23 protein-coding genes are annotated in these 25,499 nt (G+C 61.4%); 8 read left to right on the top strand and 15 right to left on the bottom strand.

Translation table 11 applies throughout. The features are described from left to right. Window positions 1-18: 18 nt before the first annotated feature. On the top strand, window positions 19-966 hold the full coding sequence (locus AAEZ10_RS16885; RefSeq protein ID WP_350570168.1) for a S66 peptidase family protein: 948 nt from the start codon (window positions 19-21) through the stop codon (window positions 964-966). 96 nt (window positions 967-1,062) lie between these two features. On the opposite strand, the gene AAEZ10_RS16890 is transcribed toward AAEZ10_RS16885, so the two are convergent. The 5 genes from AAEZ10_RS16890 to leuS form a co-directional block, all read right to left on the bottom strand. Next, on the bottom strand, window positions 1,063-2,385 hold the full coding sequence (locus tag AAEZ10_RS16890) for a lytic murein transglycosylase (RefSeq protein WP_073475666.1): 1,323 nt from the start codon (window positions 2,383-2,385) through the stop codon (window positions 1,063-1,065). A gap of 61 nt (window positions 2,386-2,446) precedes the next feature. Beyond that, complete coding sequence (gene arfA, locus AAEZ10_RS16895; RefSeq protein ID WP_016773035.1) at window positions 2,447-2,611, bottom strand: alternative ribosome rescue factor ArfA; 165 nt, start codon at window positions 2,609-2,611, stop codon at window positions 2,447-2,449. Between the two features lie 182 nt (window positions 2,612-2,793). Beyond that, a complete protein-coding gene (gene holA, locus AAEZ10_RS16900) occupies window positions 2,794-3,831 on the bottom strand; it encodes a DNA polymerase III subunit delta (RefSeq protein WP_282387366.1) in 1,038 nt (345 codons plus the stop codon). A 39-nt stretch (window positions 3,832-3,870) separates the two neighbouring features. After that, window positions 3,871-4,476 (bottom strand): LPS-assembly lipoprotein LptE, encoded by a 606-nt coding sequence (locus AAEZ10_RS16905; protein ID WP_073475660.1) that lies wholly within the window; start codon window positions 4,474-4,476, stop codon window positions 3,871-3,873. Window positions 4,477-4,564: 88 nt separating this feature from the next. Then, the gene (gene leuS, locus AAEZ10_RS16910) at window positions 4,565-7,171 is read right to left on the bottom strand and encodes a leucine--tRNA ligase (protein ID WP_110646100.1); all 2,607 of its coding nucleotides are present in this window, start codon (window positions 7,169-7,171) and stop codon (window positions 4,565-4,567) included. 255 nt (window positions 7,172-7,426) lie between these two features. Here leuS and AAEZ10_RS16915 point away from each other — a divergent pair, with 255 nt between their 5' ends. Together AAEZ10_RS16915 and AAEZ10_RS16920 are read left to right on the top strand one after the other, a co-directional pair. After that, window positions 7,427-7,750 carry a hypothetical protein gene (locus AAEZ10_RS16915; protein ID WP_024014441.1) on the top strand — a complete coding sequence of 108 codons (324 nt, stop codon included), beginning with the start codon at window positions 7,427-7,429 and terminating at the stop codon, window positions 7,748-7,750. A 104-nt stretch (window positions 7,751-7,854) separates the two neighbouring features. Further along, the gene (locus AAEZ10_RS16920; RefSeq protein WP_350570172.1) at window positions 7,855-8,616 is read left to right on the top strand and encodes a YdcF family protein; all 762 of its coding nucleotides are present in this window, start codon (window positions 7,855-7,857) and stop codon (window positions 8,614-8,616) included. Window positions 8,617-8,732: 116 nt separating this feature from the next. Here AAEZ10_RS16920 and lnt read toward each other — a convergent pair whose 3' ends face one another. The 5 genes from lnt to miaB form a co-directional block, all read right to left on the bottom strand. Next, complete coding sequence (gene lnt / locus AAEZ10_RS16925; RefSeq protein ID WP_122693057.1) at window positions 8,733-10,256, bottom strand: apolipoprotein N-acyltransferase; 1,524 nt, start codon at window positions 10,254-10,256, stop codon at window positions 8,733-8,735. Window positions 10,257-10,273: 17 nt separating this feature from the next. Next, window positions 10,274-11,113: a CorC family transporter gene (locus tag AAEZ10_RS16930; protein ID WP_007909641.1), complete on the bottom strand. Its 840-nt coding sequence runs from the start codon at window positions 11,111-11,113 to the stop codon at window positions 10,274-10,276. Between the two features lie 5 nt (window positions 11,114-11,118). Beyond that, window positions 11,119-11,613, bottom strand: coding sequence for an rRNA maturation RNase YbeY (ybeY, locus tag AAEZ10_RS16935; protein WP_130929140.1), 495 nt, complete (start codon window positions 11,611-11,613; stop codon window positions 11,119-11,121). After that, complete coding sequence (locus AAEZ10_RS16940) at window positions 11,606-12,598, bottom strand: PhoH family protein (protein ID WP_016773043.1); 993 nt, start codon at window positions 12,596-12,598, stop codon at window positions 11,606-11,608. Before AAEZ10_RS16940 ends, ybeY begins: the two co-directional genes overlap by 8 nt. 181 nt (window positions 12,599-12,779) lie before the next feature. Next, window positions 12,780-14,108, bottom strand: coding sequence for a tRNA (N6-isopentenyl adenosine(37)-C2)-methylthiotransferase MiaB (gene miaB, locus AAEZ10_RS16945; RefSeq protein ID WP_016773044.1), 1,329 nt, complete (start codon window positions 14,106-14,108; stop codon window positions 12,780-12,782). A 132-nt stretch (window positions 14,109-14,240) separates the two neighbouring features. On the opposite strand from miaB, the gene AAEZ10_RS16950 reads away from it, so the two are divergent. Next, complete coding sequence (locus AAEZ10_RS16950; RefSeq protein WP_016773045.1) at window positions 14,241-14,570, top strand: DUF1820 family protein; 330 nt, start codon at window positions 14,241-14,243, stop codon at window positions 14,568-14,570. A 175-nt stretch (window positions 14,571-14,745) separates the two neighbouring features. Here the strand turns inward: AAEZ10_RS16950 and AAEZ10_RS16955 are convergent, their stop codons facing one another. From AAEZ10_RS16955 to AAEZ10_RS16970, 4 genes are all read right to left on the bottom strand, one after another. Beyond that, on the bottom strand, window positions 14,746-15,300 hold the full coding sequence (locus AAEZ10_RS16955; RefSeq protein WP_122506637.1) for a tetratricopeptide repeat protein: 555 nt from the start codon (window positions 15,298-15,300) through the stop codon (window positions 14,746-14,748). Between the two features lie 224 nt (window positions 15,301-15,524). Continuing rightward, complete coding sequence (gene hemL, locus AAEZ10_RS16960) at window positions 15,525-16,808, bottom strand: glutamate-1-semialdehyde 2,1-aminomutase (RefSeq protein WP_122506638.1); 1,284 nt, start codon at window positions 16,806-16,808, stop codon at window positions 15,525-15,527. 15 nt (window positions 16,809-16,823) lie between these two features. Beyond that, window positions 16,824-17,447: a thiamine phosphate synthase gene (gene thiE / locus AAEZ10_RS16965; RefSeq protein WP_122603844.1), complete on the bottom strand. Its 624-nt coding sequence runs from the start codon at window positions 17,445-17,447 to the stop codon at window positions 16,824-16,826. An 18-nt stretch (window positions 17,448-17,465) separates the two neighbouring features. Continuing rightward, window positions 17,466-18,263 carry a hydroxymethylpyrimidine/phosphomethylpyrimidine kinase gene (locus AAEZ10_RS16970; RefSeq protein ID WP_007909650.1) on the bottom strand — a complete coding sequence of 266 codons (798 nt, stop codon included), beginning with the start codon at window positions 18,261-18,263 and terminating at the stop codon, window positions 17,466-17,468. 475 nt (window positions 18,264-18,738) lie between these two features. Between AAEZ10_RS16970 and AAEZ10_RS16975 the strand changes: the two genes are divergently transcribed. From AAEZ10_RS16975 to AAEZ10_RS16990, 4 genes are all read left to right on the top strand, one after another. Beyond that, window positions 18,739-21,090, top strand: a complete 2,352-nt coding sequence (locus tag AAEZ10_RS16975; protein WP_350570178.1) for a 7TM diverse intracellular signaling domain-containing protein — start codon at window positions 18,739-18,741, stop codon at window positions 21,088-21,090. Between the two features lie 95 nt (window positions 21,091-21,185). Beyond that, on the top strand, window positions 21,186-22,835 hold the full coding sequence (locus tag AAEZ10_RS16980) for an acyl-CoA dehydrogenase family protein (RefSeq protein ID WP_350570180.1): 1,650 nt from the start codon (window positions 21,186-21,188) through the stop codon (window positions 22,833-22,835). A 192-nt stretch (window positions 22,836-23,027) separates the two neighbouring features. Then, on the top strand, window positions 23,028-24,527 hold the full coding sequence (gene amn, locus AAEZ10_RS16985; protein ID WP_016773051.1) for an AMP nucleosidase: 1,500 nt from the start codon (window positions 23,028-23,030) through the stop codon (window positions 24,525-24,527). A 72-nt stretch (window positions 24,528-24,599) separates the two neighbouring features. Then, entirely contained in the window at window positions 24,600-25,235 is a 636-nt protein-coding gene (locus AAEZ10_RS16990) for a pseudouridine synthase (RefSeq protein ID WP_071173683.1), read from the top strand. Here the strand turns inward: AAEZ10_RS16990 and AAEZ10_RS16995 are convergent. Next, entirely contained in the window at window positions 25,230-25,439 is a 210-nt protein-coding gene (locus AAEZ10_RS16995) for a DUF2788 domain-containing protein (RefSeq protein ID WP_016773053.1), read from the bottom strand. The genes AAEZ10_RS16990 and AAEZ10_RS16995 overlap by 6 nt on opposite strands. Window positions 25,440-25,499: the final 60 nt, after the last annotated feature.

Below are 25,499 nucleotides of genomic sequence, written 5' to 3' on the forward strand. Positions count from 1 at the left end.
TACCGCTGGAGCCCAAGGATGACCGTTCGACCGAGCCACACCCTGATTGCCCACCGAGCCGTACCGGCGCTGCCCTCTGAAGGGACGATCGGCGTCATCGCGCCTGCCGGTCCCGGCGCCCTCGACACTGAAAAAGCGCTGCAATGGATGCGCGCGCGCGGCTATGGGCTGAAGGTGTTTCCGGCTGTCTATGAGAAGGACGGCTATCTGGCTGGCAGTGACGACGTACGCCTGCGCGATCTGCACGCGGCCTTCGCTGATCCTGAAGTCGACGCGATCATTTGCCTGCGCGGCGGCTACGGCACGCCGCGTCTGCTCGACCGAATCGATTACGACCTGCTCAGCCGGCATGCCAAGCCGTTTGTCGGCTATAGCGACATCACCGCGCTGCATCTGGCCATCAGTCGCTACGCCGGGTTTGTGACCTTTCACGGGCCGCTGCTCAATGCCGACCTGCTCGGCGACAAGGAGCCGCCGACCGTCACGTCATTCTTCGCCATGCTGCGCGGGCAAATGAAGTCAGGGAGTGTGCTGAGCCATCCAGCGGCTTATCCGTTATCCACCGTCGAACCGGGCATCGCTCACGGGCGTTTGCTCGGCGGCAACCTGGCGATGATTGCTGCAACCCTCGGCACGCCCTACGAGATTGATGTCGAAGGGGTGATCCTGTTCATCGAGGACATCAACGAGCCGCTGTATCGCATTGATCGGCTGCTGACCCAGATGCGTCTGGCCGGCAAGCTGGCCCGACTGCGCGGTGTGCTGGTCGGTGATATCGCCGGGGTGGAGGTCGACGCGCTGAATCGCCTGCTCAAGCAAACCTTTGAGCCGTTGCGAATTCCGGTGTTGTCGGGTTGGCGCAGTGGCCATTGCGACCCGAACCTGACACTGCCGTTGGGCGCGCTGGTGCGCCTGGATGCAGGGAAGCAGGAGTTGCTGCTGGAGCAGGATGTGGTCATCCGATAATTCGGGAGGCAAAAGATCGCAGCCTTCGGCAGCTCCTACATGGGATTGATGATCGTCCTGTAGGAGCTGCCGAAGGCTGCGATCTTTTGATTTGCTCTATTGGGCGCGCAGGCTCTCAAGCAACTTGTGCGTTGGATACCCATCCGCCGGCCAGCCCAGCGCCTGCTGGGCACTGCGAATGGCCTTGCGGGTATTGGCGCCGATAATCCCGTCCGCTGTGCCGGCGTCGTAATTACGCGCGCTCAATAGCGTCTGCAGTTCGATGCGCTCGGTGCGGCTCAGCGGCAGATCATCTTTCGGCCAGTCGCCATTGATCAGGCCCGCGCCTTCAAAGCGCTCGGACAACAGGCTCACCGCCAGCGCATACGACGACGAATTGTTGTACTTGAGAATCGCCCGGAAGTTGTCGAGGATGAGGAACGCCGGGCCGCGATAACCGGCCGGCAGCAGCAGGGCGGCGGACAGTTGTTCGGAACCGGCTGGCACCTGCGCACCATTGGGCAGGTTCACACCCAGTTGCCGCCATTCGGCGACGCTTTTGCGAATCGCGCCATCGGCCAGCGTGTAGTTGAAACCGCTCGGCAATTGCACTTCGAAACCCCACGGCTGGCCGCGTTGCCAGCCCGAGCTTTGCAGGTAATGCGCGGTCGAGGCCAGCGCATCGGCCGGGCTGCCCCAGATGTCGCGGCGACCGTCACCGTCAAAGTCCACGGCGTGGGTGTTGTAAGTGGTCGGAATGAACTGGGTCTGGCCCATCGCGCCGGCCCAGGAGCCGAGCATTTTCTCCGGGGTGATATCGCCCTGTTGCAGAATCTGCAGGGCGGCAATCAATTGCGCGTGAGCAAAGCCCGGACGACGCCCCTCGTAGGCGAGGGTGGCCAGCGAGTTGATCACCGACTTGCTGCCCTGAAACTGGCCGAAATTGCTTTCCATGCCCCACACCGACACCAGCGCCTGGCGATCAACGCCATAACGCTGCTCGATGCTTTGCAGAATGTCGGCGTACTGGTTGATCAGCGCCTGGCCCTTGCGGACGCGCAGTGGCGACAGCGCACCGTCGAGGTATTCCCACACCGGGCGGGAAAACTCCGGCTGACTGCGATCGGCGCGAATCACGCTGGCGTCGAAGCTGATGTTGGCAAATGCCCGATCGAACAGCTCGGGGCGAATCCCGGCGGCGAGGGCGTCCTTGCGGAAGCCCGCCTGCCATTCGGCAAAGGTCTGGGTCGGTTGAATATCGAGCGGATCAGCGGACGGCACTACCGGCGGAATGATCGCTGGGGCCGTGGTGACCGGGGCAGCTTGAAGCGGTTGTGCATCGGCGGCGGTGGGTTTTTCCGCGCAGGCGACAAGCAGAATGAAGCTGGAGGCAGCGATCAATTGGCGCACGGGCCAACGACGGGAAAGACTTGGGGGCATGCACAATTCCAGGGGAAACGAATCAGGTGCAGACCTTAACATGAGCGGGGGGTGGTGCGCTTCAGGCAGCCAGAAAGTAAAAAGCCTCCCGGTTGTCAGACCGGAAGGCTTCGCGGCGGTAGCTGCCTTTGCCCTTGGCTGGTCGTTCCTGGCGGCTGCGGAACAAGGGCTGGGCGACGATGGATTTGGCCTTGTTGGGGCCATGCTTTGCTGGCTTTTTGCTCATGAGGGTTCTCTGGATTGAGTGGGTTTGGCGCGGCAAATAATCTGCCGATGTTGGGCGTCTGTCCAGTGCCTGTTGTGTAGGAATGTTCTGGCGCTTTCGCGAGCAAGCTTGCTCCCACATTTGGAATGCATTTCAATGTGGGAGCGAGCTTGCTCGCGAATGGCCGTTATGCGGGAAACAGGTTATTCGGCAGGAAGTGTCAGGCGCTGGCCAGCCATCAACAACGCCAGACGACTCAAGCTCATCCACGGCGAACCCGCCGCCTGGCCCTTGATCTGCGCGTCGATACGCTGCGCTTCGAGCAACAATTGCGCCCAGCGTTGCGCCGAGTAGCGTTGCAGTGCCTTGCTCATCAGCGGCTTGCGCTTGTCCCAGACCGGCGGTTTCGATTGGCTGAAACACTTGTCCAGTGGCGTGCCCTGGCTGTATTGCAGGGAAATGTTGGCCAGCAGGCGCAACTCCCGCGCCAGTGCCCAGAGGATCACCGGCGGTTCGACGCCTTCGCCGCGCAGGCCCTCAAGCATGCGCAAGGCGTGGGCCGGTTCGCCGTTGAGCACCGCGTCGGTCAGGCCGAACACGTCGAACCGGGCACTGTCGGCTACGGCGGCCTGCACGGTTTCGATGGTGATCTGCCCACCTTCGGCCATCAGTTTGAGCTTTTCGATTTCCTGGGCGGCGGCGAGCAGGTTGCCTTCGACACGCGCGGCAATCAATTCGACGGCGTCCTGACTGGCCGACAGGCCTGCCTGGGACAGGCGCTGACGAATCCAGCTCGGCAGCTGATTGGCATCCACCGGCCAGATCTGCACGAACTGGGTTTGCTGGCCTTCGACCAGTGCCTTGCCCCACTTGGTTTTCTGCGCGCTGCCATCGAGCTTCGGCAAGCTGATCAGCAGGACAGTGTCTTCAGCGGGGCGTGAGCAGTATTCGATCAGCGCGGCGGCGCCTTTGTCGCCAGGTTTACCGGATGGCAGGCGCAGTTCCAGCAGGCGTTTTTCGGCGAACAGCGACATGCTTGCGCCGGCCTGCAGCAACGTACCCCAATCGAAATTGGCATCGGCGGCGAACACCTGACGTTCGTCGAAACCTTGCTGACGGGCAGCGGTGCGGATGGCGTCGGCGGCTTCCTGACACAGCAACGGATCATCGCCGCTGATGATGTAAACCGGCGCGAGTGCGCCTTGCAGGTGTTTGCCGAGTTGCGCGGGAGCGAGCTTCATAAAGAAGGGCGAGCGGGGCGCCTGAGCACCCCGGCCGTCTTACTGCTGCGGGATTTCGAGCGGCGACTGACGCGGAGTTTCCGCCTCAGCCTTCTGCGCCGCTTCCAGCGCATCGGCTTCAGCCTTGGCGCGGTCGTTGGCGGTTTGCTGCAGTTGCTGCAACTGGCCCGGGGTCAGCTGCGACAGGCGCAGCATCATGCGTTGCACCAGCTCGCGACGGATTTCATGACGGGCGTCGTTGGCTTCCTGATCGGAGCCGACGAGGTTGTTGCCGTCGTGAATGAACACCTTCTGCACTTCGAGCTTGTCGCTAAGCAGGGACAGGTCTTTGTCGCCGCGGATGTCATAGCTCAGCACAGTGTTGACCTGATACTCGCCTGTGCGCCCGGCACCGGCATAGCTGAGAATGCGCTGGCTTTCCTGCTCGTCAGCCAGATACAGCTTGTACGGCGCGCCGCTGTAAACCTTGACGCCGCTGGACTCCAGCGTCTGACGCAGCTGTCTTACGGTTTCGCCATAAGCGTTACGCGCGCTCAGGTCGATTTCCTTGATCGACAGTTCGTTGGTGCCGGTACCACGCAACTGGAAACCGCAGGCGCTCAGCAGAACGGCGAGGCCCATCACCAGCAGATTGCGTTTGATCATTGTGTTGCTCCCCTTGAAACCAGGTGAGCCGACTCTGCGGCCCGAAAGGTTTTACTGGCTGCCAGGCGAGCCTGGCAGCCGATCCAATTTAGCTGGCGACGATGTTGACCAGTTTGCCCGGCACCACGATCACTTTGCGAATGGTCAGGCCGTCGACGAAACGCAGCACGTTTTCGTTGACGCGCGCGGCGGCTTCGATCTCTTCGCGGGTGGCGCTGGCCGGCATTTCGATCTGCCCGCGCAGCTTGCCGTTGACCTGAATGACCAGGGTCAGGTTGTCCTGCACCAAGGCACTTTCGTCCACGGCCGGCCAGCCTGCATCGATCACCGCATCGGCGTGACCCAACTGCTTCCACAGTTCGTGGCTGATGTGCGGGGTGATTGGCGCCAGCAGCAGGGTCACCGCTTCCAGACCTTCATGCAGCAGCGCGCGGTCCTGTTCGGTGCCTTGGGCGGCTTTTTCCAGCACGTTCATCAGCGTCATCACCTGAGCGATGGCCGTGTTGAATTTGTGGTTCTGGCCGACGTCATGACTGGCCTGCTTGATCGCCAGGTGAATCGCACGACGCACGGTTTTCTGCTCGTCGCTCAGAGCGGCGATATCCAGTTTGCCCGGCAAGCCCTGGGTGACGTGAGCTTGCGCCAGACGCCAGACGCGCTTGAGGAAACGGTGCGAACCTTCAACGCCGGAGTCGGACCATTCCGCGCTCATGTCAGGCGGCGAGGCGAACATCATGAACAGGCGGCAGGTGTCGGCGCCGAACTGGTCGATCATCGACTGCGGGTCGACGCCGTTGTTCTTCGACTTGGCCATCTTCTCGGTACCGCCGATTTCCACCGGCAGGCCGTCGGACTTCAGCTTGGCGCTGATCACCTTGGCTTTGCTGTCACGCTCAAGTTCAACGTCTGCCGGGTTGAACCAGGTGTAGGCACCGTTGGCTTCGCGACGATAGTAGGTCTCGGCGATCACCATGCCCTGGGTCAGCAGGTTCTTGAACGGCTCATTGGAGCTGACCAGACCTTCGTCACGCATCAGTTTGTGGAAGAAGCGCGCGTAGAGCAGGTGCAGAATGGCGTGTTCGATACCACCGATGTACTGATCCACCGGTAGCCAGTGGTCGGCGGCGGATTTTTCTACCAGGCCACCTTCAAAGTGCGGCGAGGCGTAGCGGGCGTAGTACCACGACGACTCGACGAAGGTGTCCATGGTGTCGGTTTCACGCTTGGCCGGCGCGCCGCATTTCGGGCAGCTGCATTCGTAGAACTCGGGCATGCGCGCCAGCGGCGAACCGGCGCCGTCCGGCACCACGTCTTCCGGCAGAACGACAGGCAGTTGATCTTCCGGCACCGGCACGTCGCCGCACGTGGCGCAGTGGATGATCGGGATCGGGCAGCCCCAGTAGCGCTGGCGGCTGATGCCCCAGTCGCGCAGGCGGAACTGGGTGCGCGAGGCGCCGAGTTGTTTCTTGATCAGGGCCACTTCCATGGCGTCGAACGCGCCGGCGAAGTCGAGGCCGTCGAATTCACCGGAGTTGATCAGCGTGCCGTGCTCGCCATAGGCGTCCTGCCATGGCGCCGGATTGGTATCACCGGAGCTGGTGCGCACCACCGATTTCACCGGCAGGTTGTACTTGTGAGCGAACTCGAAATCGCGCTCGTCGTGCGCCGGAACCGCCATGACCGCGCCGTCGCCGTAGTGCATCAGCACGTAGTTGGCGACCCATACCGGAAGTTTCTCGCCGGTCAGCGGATGCTCGACGAACAGGCCGGTCGGCAGGCCTTTCTTTTCCTGGGTGGCGACATCGGCTTCAGCGACGCTGCCGCCCTTGCATTCAGCGATGAACGCTTGCAGCTCGGGATTGTTCTGCGCGGCCAGGGTGGCCAGCGGGTGCTCGGCAGCGACGGCGACATAGGTCGCACCCATCAGGGTGTCCGGACGGGTGGTGAAGACTTTCAGGGTGCCGGCTTCGCCGATCGAATCGACGTTGTACGGGAACTGCACTTCCATGCCACGGGACTTGCCGATCCAGTTGCGCTGCATGGTCTTGACCTGCTCCGGCCAGCCAGTCAGTTCGTCGAGGCTTTCCAGCAGCTCGTCGGCGTAAGCGGTGATCTTGAAGTAGTACATCGGGATTTCGCGCTTTTCGATCAGCGCGCCGGAGCGCCAGCCACGGCCGTCGATGACTTGCTCGTTGGCGAGAACGGTCTGGTCGACCGGGTCCCAGTTCACGGTGCCGTTTTTACGGTAGATCACGCCTTTTTCGAACAGGCGGGTGAACAGCCATTGTTCCCAGCGGTAGTAGTCCGGCTTGCAGGTGGTCACTTCACGGGACCAGTCCACCGCGAGGCCGAGGCTGCGCAGCTGCGACTTCATGTAGGCGATGTTCTCGTAGGTCCACTTGGCGGGCGCTACGTTGTTTTTCATTGCGGCGTTTTCCGCCGGCATGCCGAACGCATCCCAGCCCATGGGCTGCAGAACATTCTTGCCCTGCATGCGCTGGTAGCGCGAGATCACGTCGCCAATGGTGTAGTTGCGCACGTGGCCCATGTGCAGCTTGCCGCTGGGGTAAGGGAACATCGACAGGCAGTAGTAGGTTTCCTTGCCTGGCTGTTCACTGACTTCAAAGGACTTTTGCTCATCCCAGAACGACTGGGCGGCGGCTTCGATCTCACGTGGCTGATATTGTTCGTGCATGGCTACTTTTGTACTGGATAGGGGTGGCCTAATCCTCTTCGACGGCGGCATCCGGGATGGCCCGGGTGCGCTGGAAGTGGAATGACAGGAAGCGCCGTAGCATACATGACCGCGCTTGGCCGAGGGAAACCCTGATTACAGCTGTTTGCCCGACCTTTTGGACGACGAGGGCCGTTGGTCGCGGCGTGTAGCCGGTTCGTGCAGCGAAGCTAAGCTCTAATTGGGGAGTGAGTCTTATCTTCAATGAGGTGAGGGATGGTGGAGCAACGGAAAAAGAACGTAACGAAACCCGAGTTGTATGAAAGGTTGATCGATCGTCTGGGCATGGCGCTGGACGCCGTGAAAACCGCTGACCGGCTGCGCGACGAGCGCCCCCTGGAACTGGAATTGCGTGGCTTGAGTCCCGCCGAGTTCAAACTGGTCAAGGCCTATCTGGATCGCAGTGAACGTGAAACGCAGGGATGCCTGTCTCAAGCAGTGAAGCAGCTCGATGCAGCACATTCGGCCAAGGTCATCTGGCTCAAGGACAAGGCGCCGCGCAGAGACACCGGCAAGGTGCGTTCTGTGCAGGCCAAGTAAGCGCATGGCAGGTCATGAGACGGATCTTTTGCAACAGGATCCCGCCTATTGGTTGTAACGCGTAATCAACACTCTTAGGCTTCGGGCATCTTTGGAGATGCCCGATGCCCTTTCGCTATTTCATCAAACAACTTTTATTGCCGCCCGGCATTCTTTTGCTGCTGTTGCTGGCCGCCTGGTGGCTGCGCCGCTCACGGCCACGGCTGGCTGGCGTGTGTTTTGCCCTTGGCTTTGGTGGCCTGCTGCTGATGAGCCTGCCGGTGGTCGTGCAGTGGAGCGCCAAGGCGCTGGAACGTGAGCCGCCGCTGGCGCGGTCAGAGTGGACGAACCTGGCGCAACGCGCCGATGCGATTGTGGTGTTGGGCTCGGGGCGCGAGCGCGGTGATCTGGCCTGGGGCGAAGACCAGCCGACCGGCATTGGACTGGAGCGGCAGCGTTACGCGGCGCGCCTGGCCAAGGCCTCGGGTCTGCCGATCCTGACCAGCGGCGGCCTGCACTACGGCACGCCGCCGACCGAAGCGAAATTGATGGCAGATTCGTTGCGTGATGATTTCGCCGTAACGGTGCGCTGGCAGGAAGGCGAGAGCCGCACCACATGGGAGAACGCGAAGATGACGGCAGATATTCTCTTGCCCCAGGGGATCAAGCGGGTCGTCGTGGTGACGCAGGCGTGGCACATGCCGCGTGCAGTGTGGAGCTTTGAGCAGGCGGGTTTCGAGGTGGTGCCGGCGCCGGTGGGTTTCCTCGGTACGGATAACGCTCGCCCGTTTGGCGGCTGGTTGCCGGAATTCAAGTCGATCTGGCAGAGCGGGCAGTTGCTCAATGAAGCGGTGGGGCAGGTGGGGTATTCGTTGTTTTACCGCTGAAAATCATTTTGGCGAGGGGATTTATCCCCGATGGGGCGTGTAGCGGCCCCTCTCTTACCTTCAGAAGAGGGGACTGCTGCGCACTCCAGCGGGGATAAATCCCCTCGCCACATTTCTCAGAGGGTCTTCGACATCCGGCTCGCCATCAGCGCCCAGCCAAACAGCAGCAGGCACAACGCGATCAACGGCCACGAGCGCCATTGCAGATACGGCGTCAGATCGTGCATCGGTACCACTTCGCCGTACAGCACGCCTTGTTCGAACTGCGGAATCTGCTCGGTGATCTGCCCGAACGGATTGATCAGGCCGGTGACGCCGTTGTTGGTCGCGCGGATCATCCAGCGTCCGGCTTCCAGCGCGCGCATCTGCGCCATTTGCAGGTGTTGCAGCGGGCCGATGGACGTGCCGAACCAGGTGTCGTTGCTGATCGTCAGCAACAGATCACTGCGTGCCGACAGGCCGGCGGCGAATTCCGGATAGACCACTTCGTAGCAGATAAACGGTGCGATCTGGTAACCCTTGGCTTGCAAGAGCGCTTGATCCGACGGGCCGCGAGCGAAGTCCGACATCGGCAGGTCGAAGAACGCGATCAAGCCGCGCAACAGGTCCTGCAACGGCACGTACTCGCCGAACGGCACCAGTTTCTGCTTCAGGTAAGTGCCGTCGCCTTCGCCGACCACGGTGATGCCGTTGAAGAAGCGCCGTTCGTGATGCACGGTCTGGCGGATCGGCACACCGGTGATCAACGCCGATTTACGCTCGGCGGCGAAGTTGCCCATCATCGTCAGGTAGCCCTCGGCGGATTCCTTCAACACCGGCACGGCGGTTTCCGGCCAAATCAGCAGATCGACTGGTTTGGAGCGGAAACTCAGATCACGGTACAGCGCCAGTTGCGCGTTGAGTTCGGCCGGGTCCCATTTCATGCTTTGCGCGACATTGCCCTGAATCGCGGCGACCGTCAGCGGTGCGCCGGACGGGCTGGTCCACGCGTGGCCTTTGAGGGCGATGCCTGCTACCCAAGGCCCCGCCAGAAGTACCAGACCGGCCGCGATGAAACCCTTGCGTCGCGCCTGCAACAAGCGCGACGCGTTGTAGATCAGCGCTGCGGTAAGTGCCAGAACAAACGAGACCAGCCACATGCCGCCCACCGGGGCGAGCCCGGCCAGCGGGCCGTCGAGCTGGCTATAGCCGGAATAGAGCCATGGGAAACCGGTAAGGAACCAGCCGCGAAACGCTTCCTGGCCGACCCACAGCGCAGCAAAGGCCAAGGCATCCGCCAGCGGTGCTTCGTTACGCCGCAACCAGCGCGCCCACAGCCACGCGGGCAGGGCGAAGAACCAGGCAATCGCCGCGGTGAACAGCAGCATCAGGAACCCGGCGAGCAACACCGAAGCGCCACCGAAATGATGAATGCTGTAATAGATCCAACTGGTGCCCGCACCGAACAGACCGAAGCCGAAGCACCAGCCACGGCCGAGCGCCTGACGCGGGCTCAGCTCACGCAAACCGGCGTAGAACAAACCGACCGCGAGCAAAGCCAGCGGCCAGATGTTGAAAGGTGCCAGAGCGAAGGTGGTAATTGCACCGGCCGCCACGGCCAGCAGGTTACCGGGCCAGCCGGGGCGGGTTGTCCAGCGCATTTCAGTCCTTAGATTTCTTACCGGGCGATTGGGGTCAGTCGCAGCAAATGAATCCGACGGCTGTCGGCGTTCAGGATGCGGAAGCGATAGGCGCCGATTTCAGTGATTTCGTTGCGTTTTGGCAAGTGGCCGAACGCGCTCATCACCAGACCGCCAACGGTATCGAACTCGTCGTCGGAGAATTCGCTGTCGAAGAACTCGTTGAAGTTCTCGATCGGCGTCAACGCCTTGATCAGGAAATCACCGCTGGGCAGCGGCTTGATGTAGCTGTCTTCTTCGACGTCGTGCTCGTCCTCGATGTCGCCGACGATCTGTTCCAGCACGTCTTCGATGGTCACCAGGCCGGCCACACCGCCGTATTCGTCGATGACGATGGCCATGTGGTTGTGGTTGGCGCGGAATTCACGCAGCAACACGTTCAGGCGCTTGGACTCCGGCACGAAGGTGGCCGGGCGCAGCAGGTCCTTGATGTTGAAGCTGTCGCCGTTTTCCTTGAGGATCAGCGGCAGCAGATCCTTGGCCAGCAGCACGCCCATCACGTCGTCATGGCTTTCGCCGATGACCGGATAGCGCGAGTGGGCCGAGTCGACCACGGCGGGGAGGAATTCGCGGGGTGTCTGGGTCGCCTTGATGCTGATCATCTGCGAGCGCGGCACCATGATGTCGCGAACTTGCAGGTCAGCCACCTGGATGGCGCCTTCGACGATGGCCAGCGCTTCGCTGTCCAGCAGTTTGTTCTGATGTGCATCACGCAGCAGCTCGAGGAGCTCCTGACGGTTCTTCGGCTCGTGGGCAAAAGCCTGGGTCAGTTTACCCAGCCATGACTTCTGCCCGTTGCTCGATCGATCTTCGCTCATAGCGATTACTCTGAATCCTTTGTTGTAACGATGGGGGTGTGTTCGGTTTCGTCATCCGCGTACGGATCGGGATAGCCCAGTTCAGCAAGCAACTCGCGTTCCAGTGCTTCCATTTCTTCGGCTTCGTCGTCATCTATATGGTCGTAACCCAGCAGATGCAAGCAGCCGTGAATGACCAGATGTGCCCAGTGGGCCTTTAGTTCCTTGCCCTGCTCGGCGGCTTCGCGTTCGACCACGGCCACGCAGATCACCAGATCGCCGAGCAGCGGGATATCGAGAAATTCGTCTGGCACTTCCGCCGGGAACGACAACACATTGGTCGCGTAGTCCTTGTGGCGCCAGGTGTGATTGAGCTCGCGGCCTTCTTCCTCGTCGACCAGACGAATGGTCATTTCCGAATCAGCGCTGCGCTGGCGCAGGGCCAGTTCGCACCACTGACGGAACTCGGCTTCACTCGGCGCGCTGGCCTCGGTGGCGATTTGCAGATCCAGCTCAAGCATCGCGCGAGGCTTCCTTCGCAGCTTCGGCACGGGTCTCGAAGCGCTCGTAGGCCTCGACGATCCGCTGCACCAACGGGTGGCGCACGACGTCTTTGGGCTGGAAGTGGGTGAAGCTGATGCCCGGCACGTCTTTGAGCACTTCTATCACATGGTGCAAGCCGGACTTGGTGCCGCGCGGCAGGTCGACCTGGGTGATGTCGCCAGTGATCACGGCGGTGGAGCCGAAGCCGATCCGCGTGAGGAACATCTTCATCTGCTCGACGGTGGTGTTCTGGCTTTCGTCGAGAATGATGAAGCTGTTGTTCAGCGTACGACCGCGCATGTAGGCCAGCGGCGCGACTTCGATCACCTGTTTCTCGATCAACTTGGCGACGTATTCGAAACCGAGCATTTCGTACAGCGCGTCGTAGAGCGGGCGCAGGTACGGGTCGATCTTCTGCGACAGGTCGCCGGGCAGGAAGCCGAGTTTTTCCCCCGCTTCGACCGCCGGACGCACCAGCAGGATGCGGCGGATCTGCTCGCGCTCGAGCGCATCTACCGCGCAGGCCACGGCCAGATAGGTCTTGCCGGTACCCGCCGGGCCGATGCCGAAGTTGATGTCGTTGCCGAGGATTTCCTTCACGTAGCGCTGCTGATTCAAGCCGCGTGGGCGAATCATGCCTTTCTTGGTGCGCAGGGCGACGGTCGCTTCGGCAGGGGCCGGGTTGTCGATATCTGCTGATTCCTGAATGAACAGGTGCACCAGGTCTGGCGACAGCTCGGTACCCTTGGTTTCCCGGTACAGGCGGCGCAGCAGGTTTTCTGCGGACGTGGTGAGTTTTGGATCGCCAATCAGCTCGAACTGGTTTCCGCGATTGCGGATCTCGATGGCCAGGCGCTGTTCGATCAAGCGCAAATGCTCGTCGAATTGCCCGCACAGATTGGCGAAGCGGCGAGCCTCAAAAGGCTCGAGGAGAAAACGATGTGGTTCGATGGGTGCGTTCAAGGTCGTATTTAGCCGCCCTGGGGCAATTAGGATGAAATCAAGGATAACGCCAGTGGCGTGGGTGCGAAAGCTCTTAAATATCGACGCTGCTTTCCAACCCATTGTCTGTGGCTGGCGGGGTCTTTTGTGGTGAGGGGATAAATCCCCTCACCACAGAAACCCCATCCACAATGCGATGGTGTTACTGGATCAGCGAACCACGCAGCGAGTGCGGTTGCGCGGCGTCGATGTGCACATCGGCGAACTGACCGATCAGGGTGGGATTGTCGCAGCGGAAGTTGACGATACGGTTATTCTCGGTACGCCCTTGGAGCTCGCCCGGGTCTTTCTTCGAGTAATCGGTCACCAGAATGCGCTGGATCGAACCGACCATTTGTCGGCTGATTTCGAAGCCCTGCTGATTCAAACGATGTTGCAGCGCGTTCAGACGTTCTTTCTTCAATTCTTCCGGGGTGTCGTCGGCCAGATCGGCAGCGGGCGTGCCCGGGCGCTGGCTGTAAACGAACGAGTAGGAGAAATCGAAGCCGACATCGGCAATCAGCTTCATGGTCTGTTCGAAGTCTTTCTCGGTTTCACCGGGGAAGCCGACGATAAAGTCCGAACTGATGCAGATCCCCGGCACGGCAGCGCGCAGTTTGCGCAGTTTGGATTTGTACTCCAGCGCCGTGTGGTTACGCTTCATCGCCGCGAGAATCCGGTCCGAGCCCGACTGCACCGGCAAGTGCAGGTGCTTGACCAGTTCCGGCACTTCGGCGTGGGCCTGGATCAGGCTGTCGGAGAACTCCAGCGGATGCGACGTGGTGTAGCGGATGCGGTCGATGCCATCGACAGCGGCGACCACGCGAATCAGCTCGGCCAGGTCGGCCAGGCGACCGTCGTGGGTCTGGCCGCGATAGCCGTTGACGTTCTGCCCGAGCAAGGTCACTTCACGCACGCCGTGTTCGGCCAAGTGAATGATTTCCGCGATCACGTCGTCGAACGGTCGGCTGACCTCTTCGCCACGGGTGTACGGCACCACGCAGAACGTGCAGTACTTGCTGCAACCTTCCATCACTGACACATAAGCGCTCGGGCCGTCGATACGCGGCTCCGGCAGGTGGTCGAATTTTTCGATTTCCGGGAACGACACGTCGACCTGCGGCAGCTTGCTGCTGCGCGCGGCGTCGATCATTTCCGGCAGGCGGTGCAGGGTCTGCGGGCCGAACACCACGTCGACGTACGGAGCGCGATCACGGATCGCTGCGCCTTCCTGACTGGCCACGCAACCGCCGACGGCGATGACCATGTCCGGGTTGGCCAGCTTCAGTTCGCGCCAGCGGCCGAGCTGCGAATACACGCGGTCTTGCGCGCGTTCGCGGATCGAGCAGGTATTGAGCAGAATCACGTCGGCATCTTCCGCGCGAGCGGTGACTTCCAGGGCCTGATGTTCGCCCAGCAGATCGACCATGCGCGAGCTGTCGTACTCGTTCATCTGGCAACCGTGGGTTTCGATGTAAAGCTTCTTGGCCATGGATTCGGGTCGTCACGTGATTCAAAGAACCGCGCATTATAGGGAACAAGCCGTCAGGTTCCTACCGCTGTGCGTCCGGTGGCTATGCTATAGTTCGCGCCCTCATTTTTACCCCGATGTTATCCGCCCGCCATGACCAAACGCGAAGCTCCAATCTACAAGGTGATTTTCCTCAACCAGGGCCAGGTGTTCGAAATGTACGCCAAGCAGATCTATCAGAGTGATCTGTGGGGTTTCCTGGAAGTTGAAGAATTCGTCTTTGGCGAGCGCACGCAAATGGTCGTCGATCCGAGCGAAGAAAAGCTCAAGGCGCAATTCGAAGGCGTGGTGCGCAGTTTTGTGCCGATGCATTCGATCGTGCGCATCGACGAAGTGGAGCGTCTGGGCACGCCGAAAATCAGCGAGGCCCGGGGCGCGGTCGGCAATGTCATGCCGTTTCCGATGCCGATGCCTGAGAAGTAAGCACAGCTTTGGATTTGGAATGATGTTGTGGCGAGGGGATTTATCCCCGCTCGGCTGCGAAGCAGTCGCAATCCATCCAGCAATATGTGTCAGACAGAACCGGGTTGCAGGGTTTGGGGCCGCTTCGCAGCCCAACGGGGATAAATCCCCTCGCCACAGGTCATCTCCACAGCGCTTATGGCAGTGGTGAGAATGGCGTGCGCCCATCGGCGTTCTGCAGTTCCATCAGGTATTTGCGGAAAATCTGCCCGAGCACCTGAGTGGCGGTTTCGAGATCTTCGCGGGACATCTTTTCCGAGACTTCGTCAGCCGTGTCCAATGCCTCTTCAGCACCGTTGACCGCTGCCATCTTCAGCACGATGTAGGCCTGGATATTGTTGGCCTGCACACCTTCACCGTGGAAGAACATGCTGCCGAGCTTGTATTGCGCCTGGGCGTGGCCTTGCAACGAGGCCTTTTCGAAATAGGTCAGGGCTTGATTGAGGTCGCGCGGCGCGTTCTTGCCGTCGTAATAGAACTCACCCAACTCGTATTGCGCTTGCGCGTCCCCTTCGTCCGCCGCTTTCTGGCAGGCGGCCAGTGCCTGCGTGACGTCTTGCGGCTGAGTATTGAGGGTGCAACGACCCATCGCCGGGATCAACAACGAGTTGCCGCCTGCTTGTGCATGCGCGAGCAGGGGCTGAAGGAGCAACAGGCAGCCCAATGCAAGGGTGCGGCCGGTGCGGTTCATGGGAATCGACTTACCTCTGAAGGGCACGCGGACCCGTCGAGGGATCCAATAAGCGCGCATTATGAAATAAGCAGGGCCAACCTTACAAAGTCTTTACTCGTTTTTCTGCTGCGTGGGGAATATATCGCCCGATTCGGGCAGGATTTTCGCAGGCACGTCGGAAAAACCAAGCGGATGTAGGCGAAAGCTGACGCTGGCCATAGCCAACGTCAGCGGTACGGCGATTATTTCAATGCGGCGAAGGCGCGCTCGGCGGCGTCCAGCGTCAGTTGCAGCTCGGCTTCGCCGTGGGCGATCGAGGTGAAACCGGCTTCGAACGCACTCGGTGCCAGGTACACGCCACCTTCCAGCATCAAGTGGAAGAAGCGACCGAACATTGCCGCGTCGCTGGCCATCACGTCGTCGAAGGTGACGATGTCGTCGGCGCCGCTGAAGTACAGACCGAACATGCCGCCGGCCTGAGTGGTCACGAACGGGATGCCCGCAGCATCGGCACGCTGTTGCAGACCGTCGAGCATGCGCGAGGTGTAGTCGGTCAATTCGGCGTGGAAGCCCGGGCGGCTGATCAGACGCAAAGTTGTCAGGCCGGCAGCCATCGCCAGCGGATTACCCGACAACGTACCGGCCTGATACACCGGGCCCAGTGGGGCGATGCGTTGCATGATTTCGCGTTTGCCACCGAAGCAGCCCACCGGCATGCCGCCGCCGATGATCTTGCCGAACGTGGTCAGGTCCGGCGTCACACCGTAGTGCGCCTGGGCACCGCCGAGGGCGACGCGGAAGCCGGTCATCACTTCGTCAAAAATCAGCACCACACCATGTTTGTCGCACAGCGAACGCAGGCCTTCGAGGAAGCCCGGCGCTGGCGGCACGCAGTTCATGTTGCCGGCGACCGGTTCGACGATGATGCACGCCACGTCCTCACCTACTTCAGCGAGCATCGCTTCAACCGCGTCGATGTCGTTGAACGGCAGGGTCAGGGTGTGTTTGGCGAACGCTGCCGGCACGCCGGCCGAGCTCGGTACGCCCTGGGTCAGAGCGCCGGAACCGGCCTTGACCAGCAGGCTGTCGGAGTGGCCGTGGTAGCAGCCTTCGAACTTGATGATGCTGTCGCGACCGGTGTAACCACGGGCCAGACGGATCGCACTCATGGTCGCTTCGGTGCCGGAGCTGACCATGCGCACCATGTCCATCGACGGCACCAGCGAGCAGACCAGATCGGCCATCTCGGTTTCCATCGAGGTCGGTGCGCCGTAGGACAGGCCGTGTTGCAGCTGATTGCGCACCGCGTCGAGCACGTCCGGATGGCTGTGGCCGAGGATCATCGGGCCCCACGAACCCACGTAATCGACATAACGCTTGTCATCTTCGTCGGTGACGTAAGCGCCTTCGGCGTGTTTGAAGAACAGCGGGGTGCCGCCGACGCTCTTGAACGCGCGCACCGGCGAGTTGACGCCGCCGGGGATGTGTTTCTGAGCATTGGCAAACAGGGTTTCGGAACGAGACATGATCGGGCTCTCAAATCAGATTTTCAGAAGTTCGTTGAAGGCGCGGGCGCGGCGGGTCACTTCGGCGCTGCTCTCGGCGCCGAACAAACCGTGGATCACGGCGAGCAGATCGACACCGTGCTCGACCAGCGGCGCGGCGTTATCGAGGGTGATGCCGCCAATCGCGCAGATCGGCAAGTGCAGCGTGCGTTTGGCTTCGTCGAGCAAGTCGAGGCTGCAACTCGGCGCACCGGGTTTGGTGGTGGAATTGAAGAAGCGGCCGAAGGCAACGTAACTCGCGCCTTCTTTGGCAGCCTGTTCGGCCAGAGCGATTTGCCCATGGCAAGTCGAACCGATGATCGCTTTCGAACCGAGCAGGGCGCGGGTCGGCGAGAGCGGGCCGTCGGTCTGGCCCAAGTGCACGCCGACGTTGAGGCGTGCGGCCAGCTCGGCGTCATCGTTGATGATCAGTTGCGTCTTGTAGCGCTCGCACAGGTTGCGCAACGCCTCGGCCTCGCGCAGACGGCGGGCCTCGTCGCTGCTCTTGTCGCGGTATTGCAGCAGGGTGACGCCGCCGTCGAGCGCCGCCTCCACGTAAGACAGAAACTTGCCGGTCAGCAACTGGCTGTCGGTAATGGCATACAGGCCACGGAGTTTCATCGGGCAGACCTCACGACGTTACGAGCAGAAATCCAGCGGCAGGCGACGCGGCACGAACTGGCCTTTGCCCAGTTGTTCGGCATCGCGCAGCGTCCGCCAGGTGTAATCCAGCGCACTGCGCACGGCACTGGCCAGGTGCTCGCCCTGAGCCAGGCGACCGGCCAAAGCGCTGGCCAATGTGCAACCGGAGCCGTGATAGCTGCCCGGCAGGCGCTGGCAGATAAAGGTTTCGCGCAGGCCGTCGCGGCTGTACACGCGGTTATGGATTTCAGTTTCGTCGCCATGGCCGCCGGTAATCAGCAGGTTTTTGACGAATGGCAGGAGTTTTTCCGCGCACTCGTCGGCTGTGCCTTCGGGCAGTTCGGCGAGGATGCGCGCTTCAGGAAGATTGGGCGTGGCAATGATCGACAGCGGCAGCAGACGCTCGCGCATCGCGTAGCCGACCTCGTCCTTGCCCAGGCGTCCGCCGCCGCCGGCACGCAGCACCGGATCGCAGACCACTGGCAGATGCGGGTGCGCCGAGAGCAGTTCGACGACCGTGTCGACCATCTCCAGCGAGCCGAGCATGCCCAGTTTCACTGCGGCGACTTCGGAGTCATTGAGCACGGCGTTGGCCTGGGCCAGTACCCACTCACGGTCGAGGACGCGGAAGTCCGTGACGTTGACGGTGTCTTGCACGGTCAGGGCGGTGACGGCCGGAGCCGCATGGCAACCCTGCGCGAGCAAGGCTTCGATATCTGCCTGCAAGCCGGCGCCACCACTGGGGTCGTGGCCGGAGAGACAGAGGACAACGGGGCGGGAGCTGTAGATATTCATGGTGCGCGAGCTTACCACCAAAGCTGATTTTGGGGTTCAGTACTCACGGTGTTTGCGAGCAGATTGTCGGACAACCCCGCAGTCTTTATTTGGAGCACATTTGTGGCGAGGGGATTTATCCCCGTTGGGCTGCGAAGCGGCCCCAAACCCTGCAATCCGGTTCTTTCTGACACACCTCGCTGGATGGACTGGCGACTGCTTCGCAGCCGAACGGGGATAAATCCCCTCGCCACAATTGGTCATCTATCAAGGAGGCTGTCGTCGCGAGTTGACCAACCCAACAGCTCTATCTCGGTGCTTTGCCCTGGAACGCCCGTTCTAGAGCCGTTGTAGGAAAAATTTCCATGGTGCTCAATGGCCATCAACGGCTATGCTAGGCTGGATCCAAACAATCACAGGTAATACCGGTTTTACGTCTACTCAAAGGGAATGGGGGGCTTCCTGACACAACCGGACGAGCCACGCTGGGGCTTCAATGCGCTATTTGCTGATGTTGCTGTTCTGCTTGCCCCTCATGGCGAGCGCTGTCGAATTCGACGAATTCACCCAGAGCCTGCCACTGGGCCGATCGCTGCAAGTGTTCGAAGACCCGAGCGGTCAGGCGACGATTGCCGACGTCCGCGCGCAAGACGCCGCCGGCCAGTTCAAAGCCCACGACAAAGCCACGCTGAACGCCGGTTACTCGCGTTCGGCGTTCTGGCTGAGGATCGACCTGCATTACCGCCCGAGCAACCCGGCCGCCCAGCGCACCTGGTTGCTGGAACTGGCGTATCCGCCGCTTGATCACCTCGATCTGTACTTGCCTGGCGCCAACGGCGAATACCGACTGGTGCGCCAGACCGGCGATGCCTTGCCCTTCGCCAGTCGCGAGATCCGCCAGAACAACTACCTGTTCGACCTTCCCTTCAAACCGGATCAACAGCAGACGCTGTACCTGCGACTGGCCAGCGAAGGCTCGATCCAGGCGCCGGTGACGTTGTGGTCGAGCACCGCGTACCTCGAAGACCAACCGGTGCGCCTGTATGTGCTCGGCATCATTTATGGCGTGCTGCTGGGGATGCTGGTTTACAACCTGTTCATCTACCTGAGCGTGCGCGACACCAGTTACCTCTATTACATTTTCTATATCGGCTCGTTCGGCCTCTATCAATTGTCGGTGAATGGCGCGGCGGTCGAGTATTTCTGGCCGGACAACCCATGGTGGGCCAACGCCGCGACGCCGTTCTTCATCGGTTGCGCCGGGCTGTTCGGCAGCCAGTTCGCCCGCAGTTTCCTGCAAACCAAGACCCACAGCCCCTGGCTGGATCGTTTGCTGATCGGCCTGATTGCCTTCAGTGCACTGGTGATCGGCCTGTCGCTGATGACCAGTTACGCCCTGGCCCTGCGCCTGGCGACCACACTGGCGCTGACCTTCACCGTGGTGATCTTCGCCGCCGGGATTCTTGCCTGGTGGCGCGGCTTGCGCGTTGCGCGTTACTTCATCATCGCCTGGTCGGCTTTCCTGCTCGGCGGCATCGTCAACACGCTGATGGTGCTGGGGCTGCTGCCCAACGTATTCCTGACCATGTACGCCAGCCAGATCGGCTCGGCCATCGAGGTGGCGCTGCTGTCGCTGGCGCTGGCCGATCGCATCAACGCCATGCGCGAACAACAGGCGCAGACCTTGTTCGACGCCGGGCAGAAACTCGAAGTGCTCAACCAGCAACTGGCCCACAGCAACAAGCTCAAGGACGAATTCCTCGCGACGTTGACCCACGAATTGCGCACGCCGATGAATGGGGTGATCGGTTCGCTGGAGCTGATGCAGACCGTCGACCTCGATCCCGAGCTTGAGCAATATCAACAGACCGCCGCCGGTTCCGCCCGCGACATGATGCGCATGGTCAATGGCATCCTCACGCTTACTGAATTGCAGGCCGGCAAACTCAAGGCGACGCCGGGCAGTTTCAGCCTGCGCGGCGTGATCGAAGCGTTGCGCGTGCAGTTCGAAGGCAATGCAGCGAGCAAGTCGCTGGACTTCAAGGTCGAGGTGCTGCCGACCCTGCCGGATCGCTTGCTCGGCGACAGCGCGAAACTGGCGCAGTGCCTGGAATGCCTGCTGGACAATGCGATCAAGTTCACCCGCGTCGGCGGGTTGGCGCTGCGCGTCACCGGGCGGCCGTCGGCGGATGAGCGCATGGCGCTGTCGTTTGCGGTGATCGACACCGGTATCGGTTTCACTGATCTGGGCGAGGCGACCCTGTATCAGCGTTTCTTCCAGCTCGATGGTTCGATGACTCGCGAATACGGCGGTCTCGGTGTTGGTCTGGCGATCTGTCGGCAACTGGTCGAATTGCTCGGCGGCAAACTCACCCATCGCTCCGAGCCGGGACGCGGCAGCCGCTTCCAGCTTGATGTCGAATTCGAACTGCCGGTGATCGAAGCGCCTGCGGATCAGCCGCCTCGCGATTGCATTCGTGCGCCGCAGGACTGCACGGTGCTGCTGGTGGACGACAACAGCGTCAATCAACTGGTGATGCGTGGCATGTTGCTCAAGCTCGGTTTCCGCGTGCGCAGCGCTGACAACGGCGCCGCCGCGCTGGACTGCCTGCAACGGGAAAGTTTCGATGCGGTGCTGATCGATTGCCAGTTGCCCCGCCACGAAGGTGCATCGCTGTGCTGCCAGATCCATGCATTGCCAGGCTGCGCGCATTTGCCAGTGTTCATGCTGGCGCTGGGTGCGGATCGCGAACAATGCGCCCCGGGCGCGGCAATCGACTATCTGCCCAAACCGGTGAAATTCGAGGATCTGCAGGCTGCCTTGCAGCGCCGCGTGCTCAGTTGCTGATGGGGTAAAAGCGCCGCAAAAACGGCGCCTATGACACTTTGTTCAAAAAAGCACCAGTGCTTAACTGGTGCCATTGCTGAACACGGAGCGCCGTCATGAACCTGCATCAGTTCGCCGAAACCCACGAAGTCACCAATCAGCCGCCGTCGCTGGACGGCACCAACCTGTACCGCATCGACCTGCCGTTACAGGAGTGGTCGCGGCGTTTTGGCGCCGGTTGGGCCGAGGCGCGGATCGATGCCTATGGCGCACTCGCGGGTGGGCCGCTGATGGAAGCGGGGTTTCTCGCCAACCAGAACAAACCGGTATTTGCCAGCCATGATCGCTACGGTCATCGCATCGATCTGGTCGAGTTTCACCCGGCTTACCACGAGCTGATGCGCACGGCGATCGAACATGGCCTGACCTCGCTGCCTTGGGCACACCCGCAGGACGGCGCGCATGTCGCCCGCGCTTCGATGACCTATCTGCACAGCCAGGCCGAGGCCGGCAGTGGTTGCCCGTTGACCATGACTTTCGCCAGCGTGCCGGCCCTGCGCTTGCAGCCGGAGCTGGCTGAGCAGTGGCTGCCGAAAGTCCTCGCCACCGAATACGATCCGCGCAACGTCGGCATGGCGCACAAGGCCGGCGTGACCATCGGCATGGCGATGACCGAGAAGCAGGGCGGCACCGACGTTCGCGCCAACACCACCAAAGCCTATCCGGTCGGGGCCAGCGGCCCGGGTCAGGCCTATGAACTGGTCGGGCACAAGTGGTTCTGCTCGGCGCCGATGTGCGACGCCTTCCTGACATTGGCGCAAACCGACAAGGGCTTGAGTTGCTTCCTGCTGCCGCGCCATCGCCCGGACGACACGCGCAATCAGTTCTACATCCAGCGTCTGAAAAACAAACTCGGCAACCAGTCCAACGCCTCCAGCGAAGTGGAGTTTCGTGGCGCACTGGCGTGGATGATCGGCGAAGAAGGGCGCGGCGTGCCGACCATTATCGAGATGGTCGCCATGACCCGTTTCGATTGCATGGTCGGCTCCAGCTCGCTGATGCGCCAGGCGCTGACCCAGGCCAGCCATCACTGCGCGCACCGCAAGGTCGGCGGCAAATTGCTCAGCGAGCAGCCGCTGATGCAAAACGTGCTGGCCGATCTGGCCCTGGAAAGCGAAGCCGCGCTGGCCTTGAGTCTGCGCATGGGCAAAGCGCTGGATCATCTGGATGATCGCCACGAAGCGCAGTTCGCGCGGCTGGTGACGGCAGTGGGCAAATACTGGATCTGCAAGCGTGCGCCAGGAATGATCAACGAAGCCGCCGAATGCATGGGCGGTGCTGGATACGTCGAGGACAGCATCCTGCCGCGCCTGTACCGCGAAGCGCCGGTGAATTCGACGTGGGAAGGTTCGGGGAATGTGCAATGTCTCGACGTGCTGCGCGCTCTTTCGAAGGAGCCGGGTGTGTTGGATGTGCTGTTCAGCGAACTGGGCGATGGCCATGGCGACAAGCGTCTGGCCGCGCACATTCAGCAGTTGCAGGCGCAGTTCAAGGACACCAGTGACATTCAGTATCGGGCGCGGCAGTTGACCGAAGACATTGCCCTTGGATTGCAGGCCAAACTGTTGCTGGAGGCTGGGAATTCCGTGGTCAGCGATGCCTTCATTGCCAGCCGTCTGAGCGGTGGCGGTCGCGTCTACGGCGCGTTGCCGCGTGGGCTGGACGTTGAAGCGATCGTCGCCCGCTCGACTCCACAAGGCTTCTGACCCCATCTCCCAAACACCCCCAAAACCTGTGGGAGCGAGCTTGCTCGCGAAAGCGGTACATCAGTCGACATAAATGTTGAATGACAAACCGTATTCGCGAGCAAGCTCGCTCCCACATGGGATCTTCATTGATTTAAAGATTTCGGTACACCCACAACGCCACTGTTCCCGTGCGTCCACGATGCAGGCAAGATGAAGCTCTGCAAGTCAGAACACAGGAAGCTGATCGTGACCGAAGCGTTTATTGTCGTTCAAACCGCCGAACAAGCCGTGGATCGTCTGGCCGAGCTGCATGAGCGGGCCACCACTGCGCTGAATTCTGCCCTCAAGCGTTACCTCAAGGACCGCGTCGAGCCCGACGCCGAACAGCGTGCCCTGTTTCGTTATCCCGAACTGCGACTGACCTACCACTGCCAGGGCGAAGTGCCGCAGACCACCCGCGCTTACGCCAAGGTGCAGTTGCCCGGTACTTACAGCGTCACCGTCACTCACCCTGCGGCGTTTCGCAAATACCTGCTCGAACAACTGACGCCGTTGATGCACGACTTCACCGTGACCGTCGAAGTCGGCGTCAGCCAGCAGAATATTCCCTATCCGTATGTGGTCGAGCAGGGCGATGAACTGGCCGGTTCCGGCGTCACTGCAGCGGTGCTGGCGCGGGTGTTCCCGAGTACCGATCTGTCCGCCGCTACCGATGGCATTGCCGACGGCCTCTACGACTGGGAAAACACTGATCCGCTGCCACTGGCGCTGTTCGACGCCGCGCGCGTGGATTTCTCGCTGCGCCGGCTGGTGCATTACACCGGCAGTGACTGGCGCCATGTGCAGCCGTGGATTCTGCTGACCAACTATCACCGCTACGTCGACCAGTTCATCGTTCATGGTCTGGAGCAGTTGCGCCGCGACCCGCGTTTCGTGCGCATGGTCCTGCCCGGCAACGTGATCATCGAGAAGAGCATGGACCACGGCGAAGCCTCGGCGATTGCCGCCGGTGTGGTCTGGCACCGTTACCAGATGCCGGCCTATCACCTGATCGCCAGCGATGGCCACGGCGTGACGCTGGTGAATATCGGTGTCGGCCCGTCCAACGCCAAGAACATCACCGATCACTTGGCCGTGCTGCGCCCGCATTGCTGGCTGATGATCGGCCACTGCGGCGGCCTGCGTCAGTCGCAGACCATCGGCGATTACGTGCTGGCCCACGCCTACATGCGTCGCGACGGCATTCTTGATCGTGTGGTGCCGCCGAATATTCCCATCCCGGCACTGGCCGAAGTGCAGCTTGCGCTTCAACAGGCAGCGGCGAATGTCACCGGCGAGAAAGGCGACGACCTGAAAAAACGCCTGCGCACCGGCACGGTCCTGACCTACGACGACCGCAACTGGGAACTGCGCTGGGCTCAGGAACGGCCACTCATCAACCTGTCCCGCGCAGTGGCGGTGGACATGGAAAGCGGCACGATTGCAGCGCAAGGTTATCGCCTGCGTGTGCCTTACGGCACGTTGCTCTGCGTTTCGGACAAGCCGCTGCACAGCGAAATCAAACTGCCGGGCTCGGCCAACGCCTTCTATGAGCGCGCGGTCAGCCAGCATTTGAAAATCGGCATCGAAGCGGTGGATCTGCTGCGTACCGAACTCAACTCGCTGCACTCGCGCAAGTTGCGCAGCTTCGACGAGCCGCCGTTCCGTTAACGGTTAGTCGTGGTCATTTGGCGGTCGGGGCACTAGCATTGTCAGCCCTGATCGCTAAATGTTCTGTCTCTTATGTCCCGTCCCCCGCGTCCACCTTCCCGCCGTCCCGGCGTGAAGCCTCAGTCTTCTGCCCCGCGCCGTGTTGCCAAGGCACCACCGGCCGAGCCGAAACTGATCCTGTTCAACAAACCCTTCGATGTGCTGACGCAATTCAGCGACGGTGAGGGGCGGGCGACGCTCAAGGATTACATCGATGTGCCGGGGATTTATCCGGCCGGACGTCTGGATCGTGACAGCGAAGGTTTGTTGCTGCTGACCAACGACGGCCAGTTGCAGGCGCGCATCGCCGATCCGAAACACAAACTGGCGAAGACCTATTGGGTGCAGGTGGAGGGCGAGCCGACGGCCGAGCAGTTGCAGCGCCTGCGTGATGGCGTCGAGCTGAATGACGGCATGACTCTGCCCGCCGAAGCGCGGCAACTGGCTGAGCCGCAATTGTGGCCGCGCAATCCGCCGGTACGCTTTCGCGCGACCATACCGACTTCATGGCTGGAACTGGTGATTCGCGAAGGGCGCAACCGTCAGGTGCGGCGCATGACGGCGGCGGTCGGGCTGCCGACTTTGCGTCTGGTGCGGGTCAGGATTGGCGACTGGACGATTGAAGGGCTGGATCAGGGCCAGTGGCGGGAAGTGCCGGCGCGCTTATAAGGCGCCGGATTCGATCAGGCCGATCACCACACTCTTGATGATGAACGCGGCCACGCCCAGGCCCAGCACGAAAAACAGAATGAACGAGCCGAACCGCCCGGCCTTGGACTTCTTCGCCAGATCCCAGACGATGAAACCCATGAAAATGATCAGGATGCTGACCAGACCGGTCATCATCCACTCTTCGAACAGTGCTGGATCCATTGGCGATCTCCGGCGCGGACAGGGCTGAAAGGGCGGCGGCGAGTATACGCCATGGTCGGT

This window comes from Pseudomonas sp. H26/SER47-MNA-CIBAN-0231 (assembly GCF_040310465.1).
Lineage (GTDB): Bacteria > Pseudomonadota > Gammaproteobacteria > Pseudomonadales > Pseudomonadaceae > Aquipseudomonas > Aquipseudomonas atacamensis.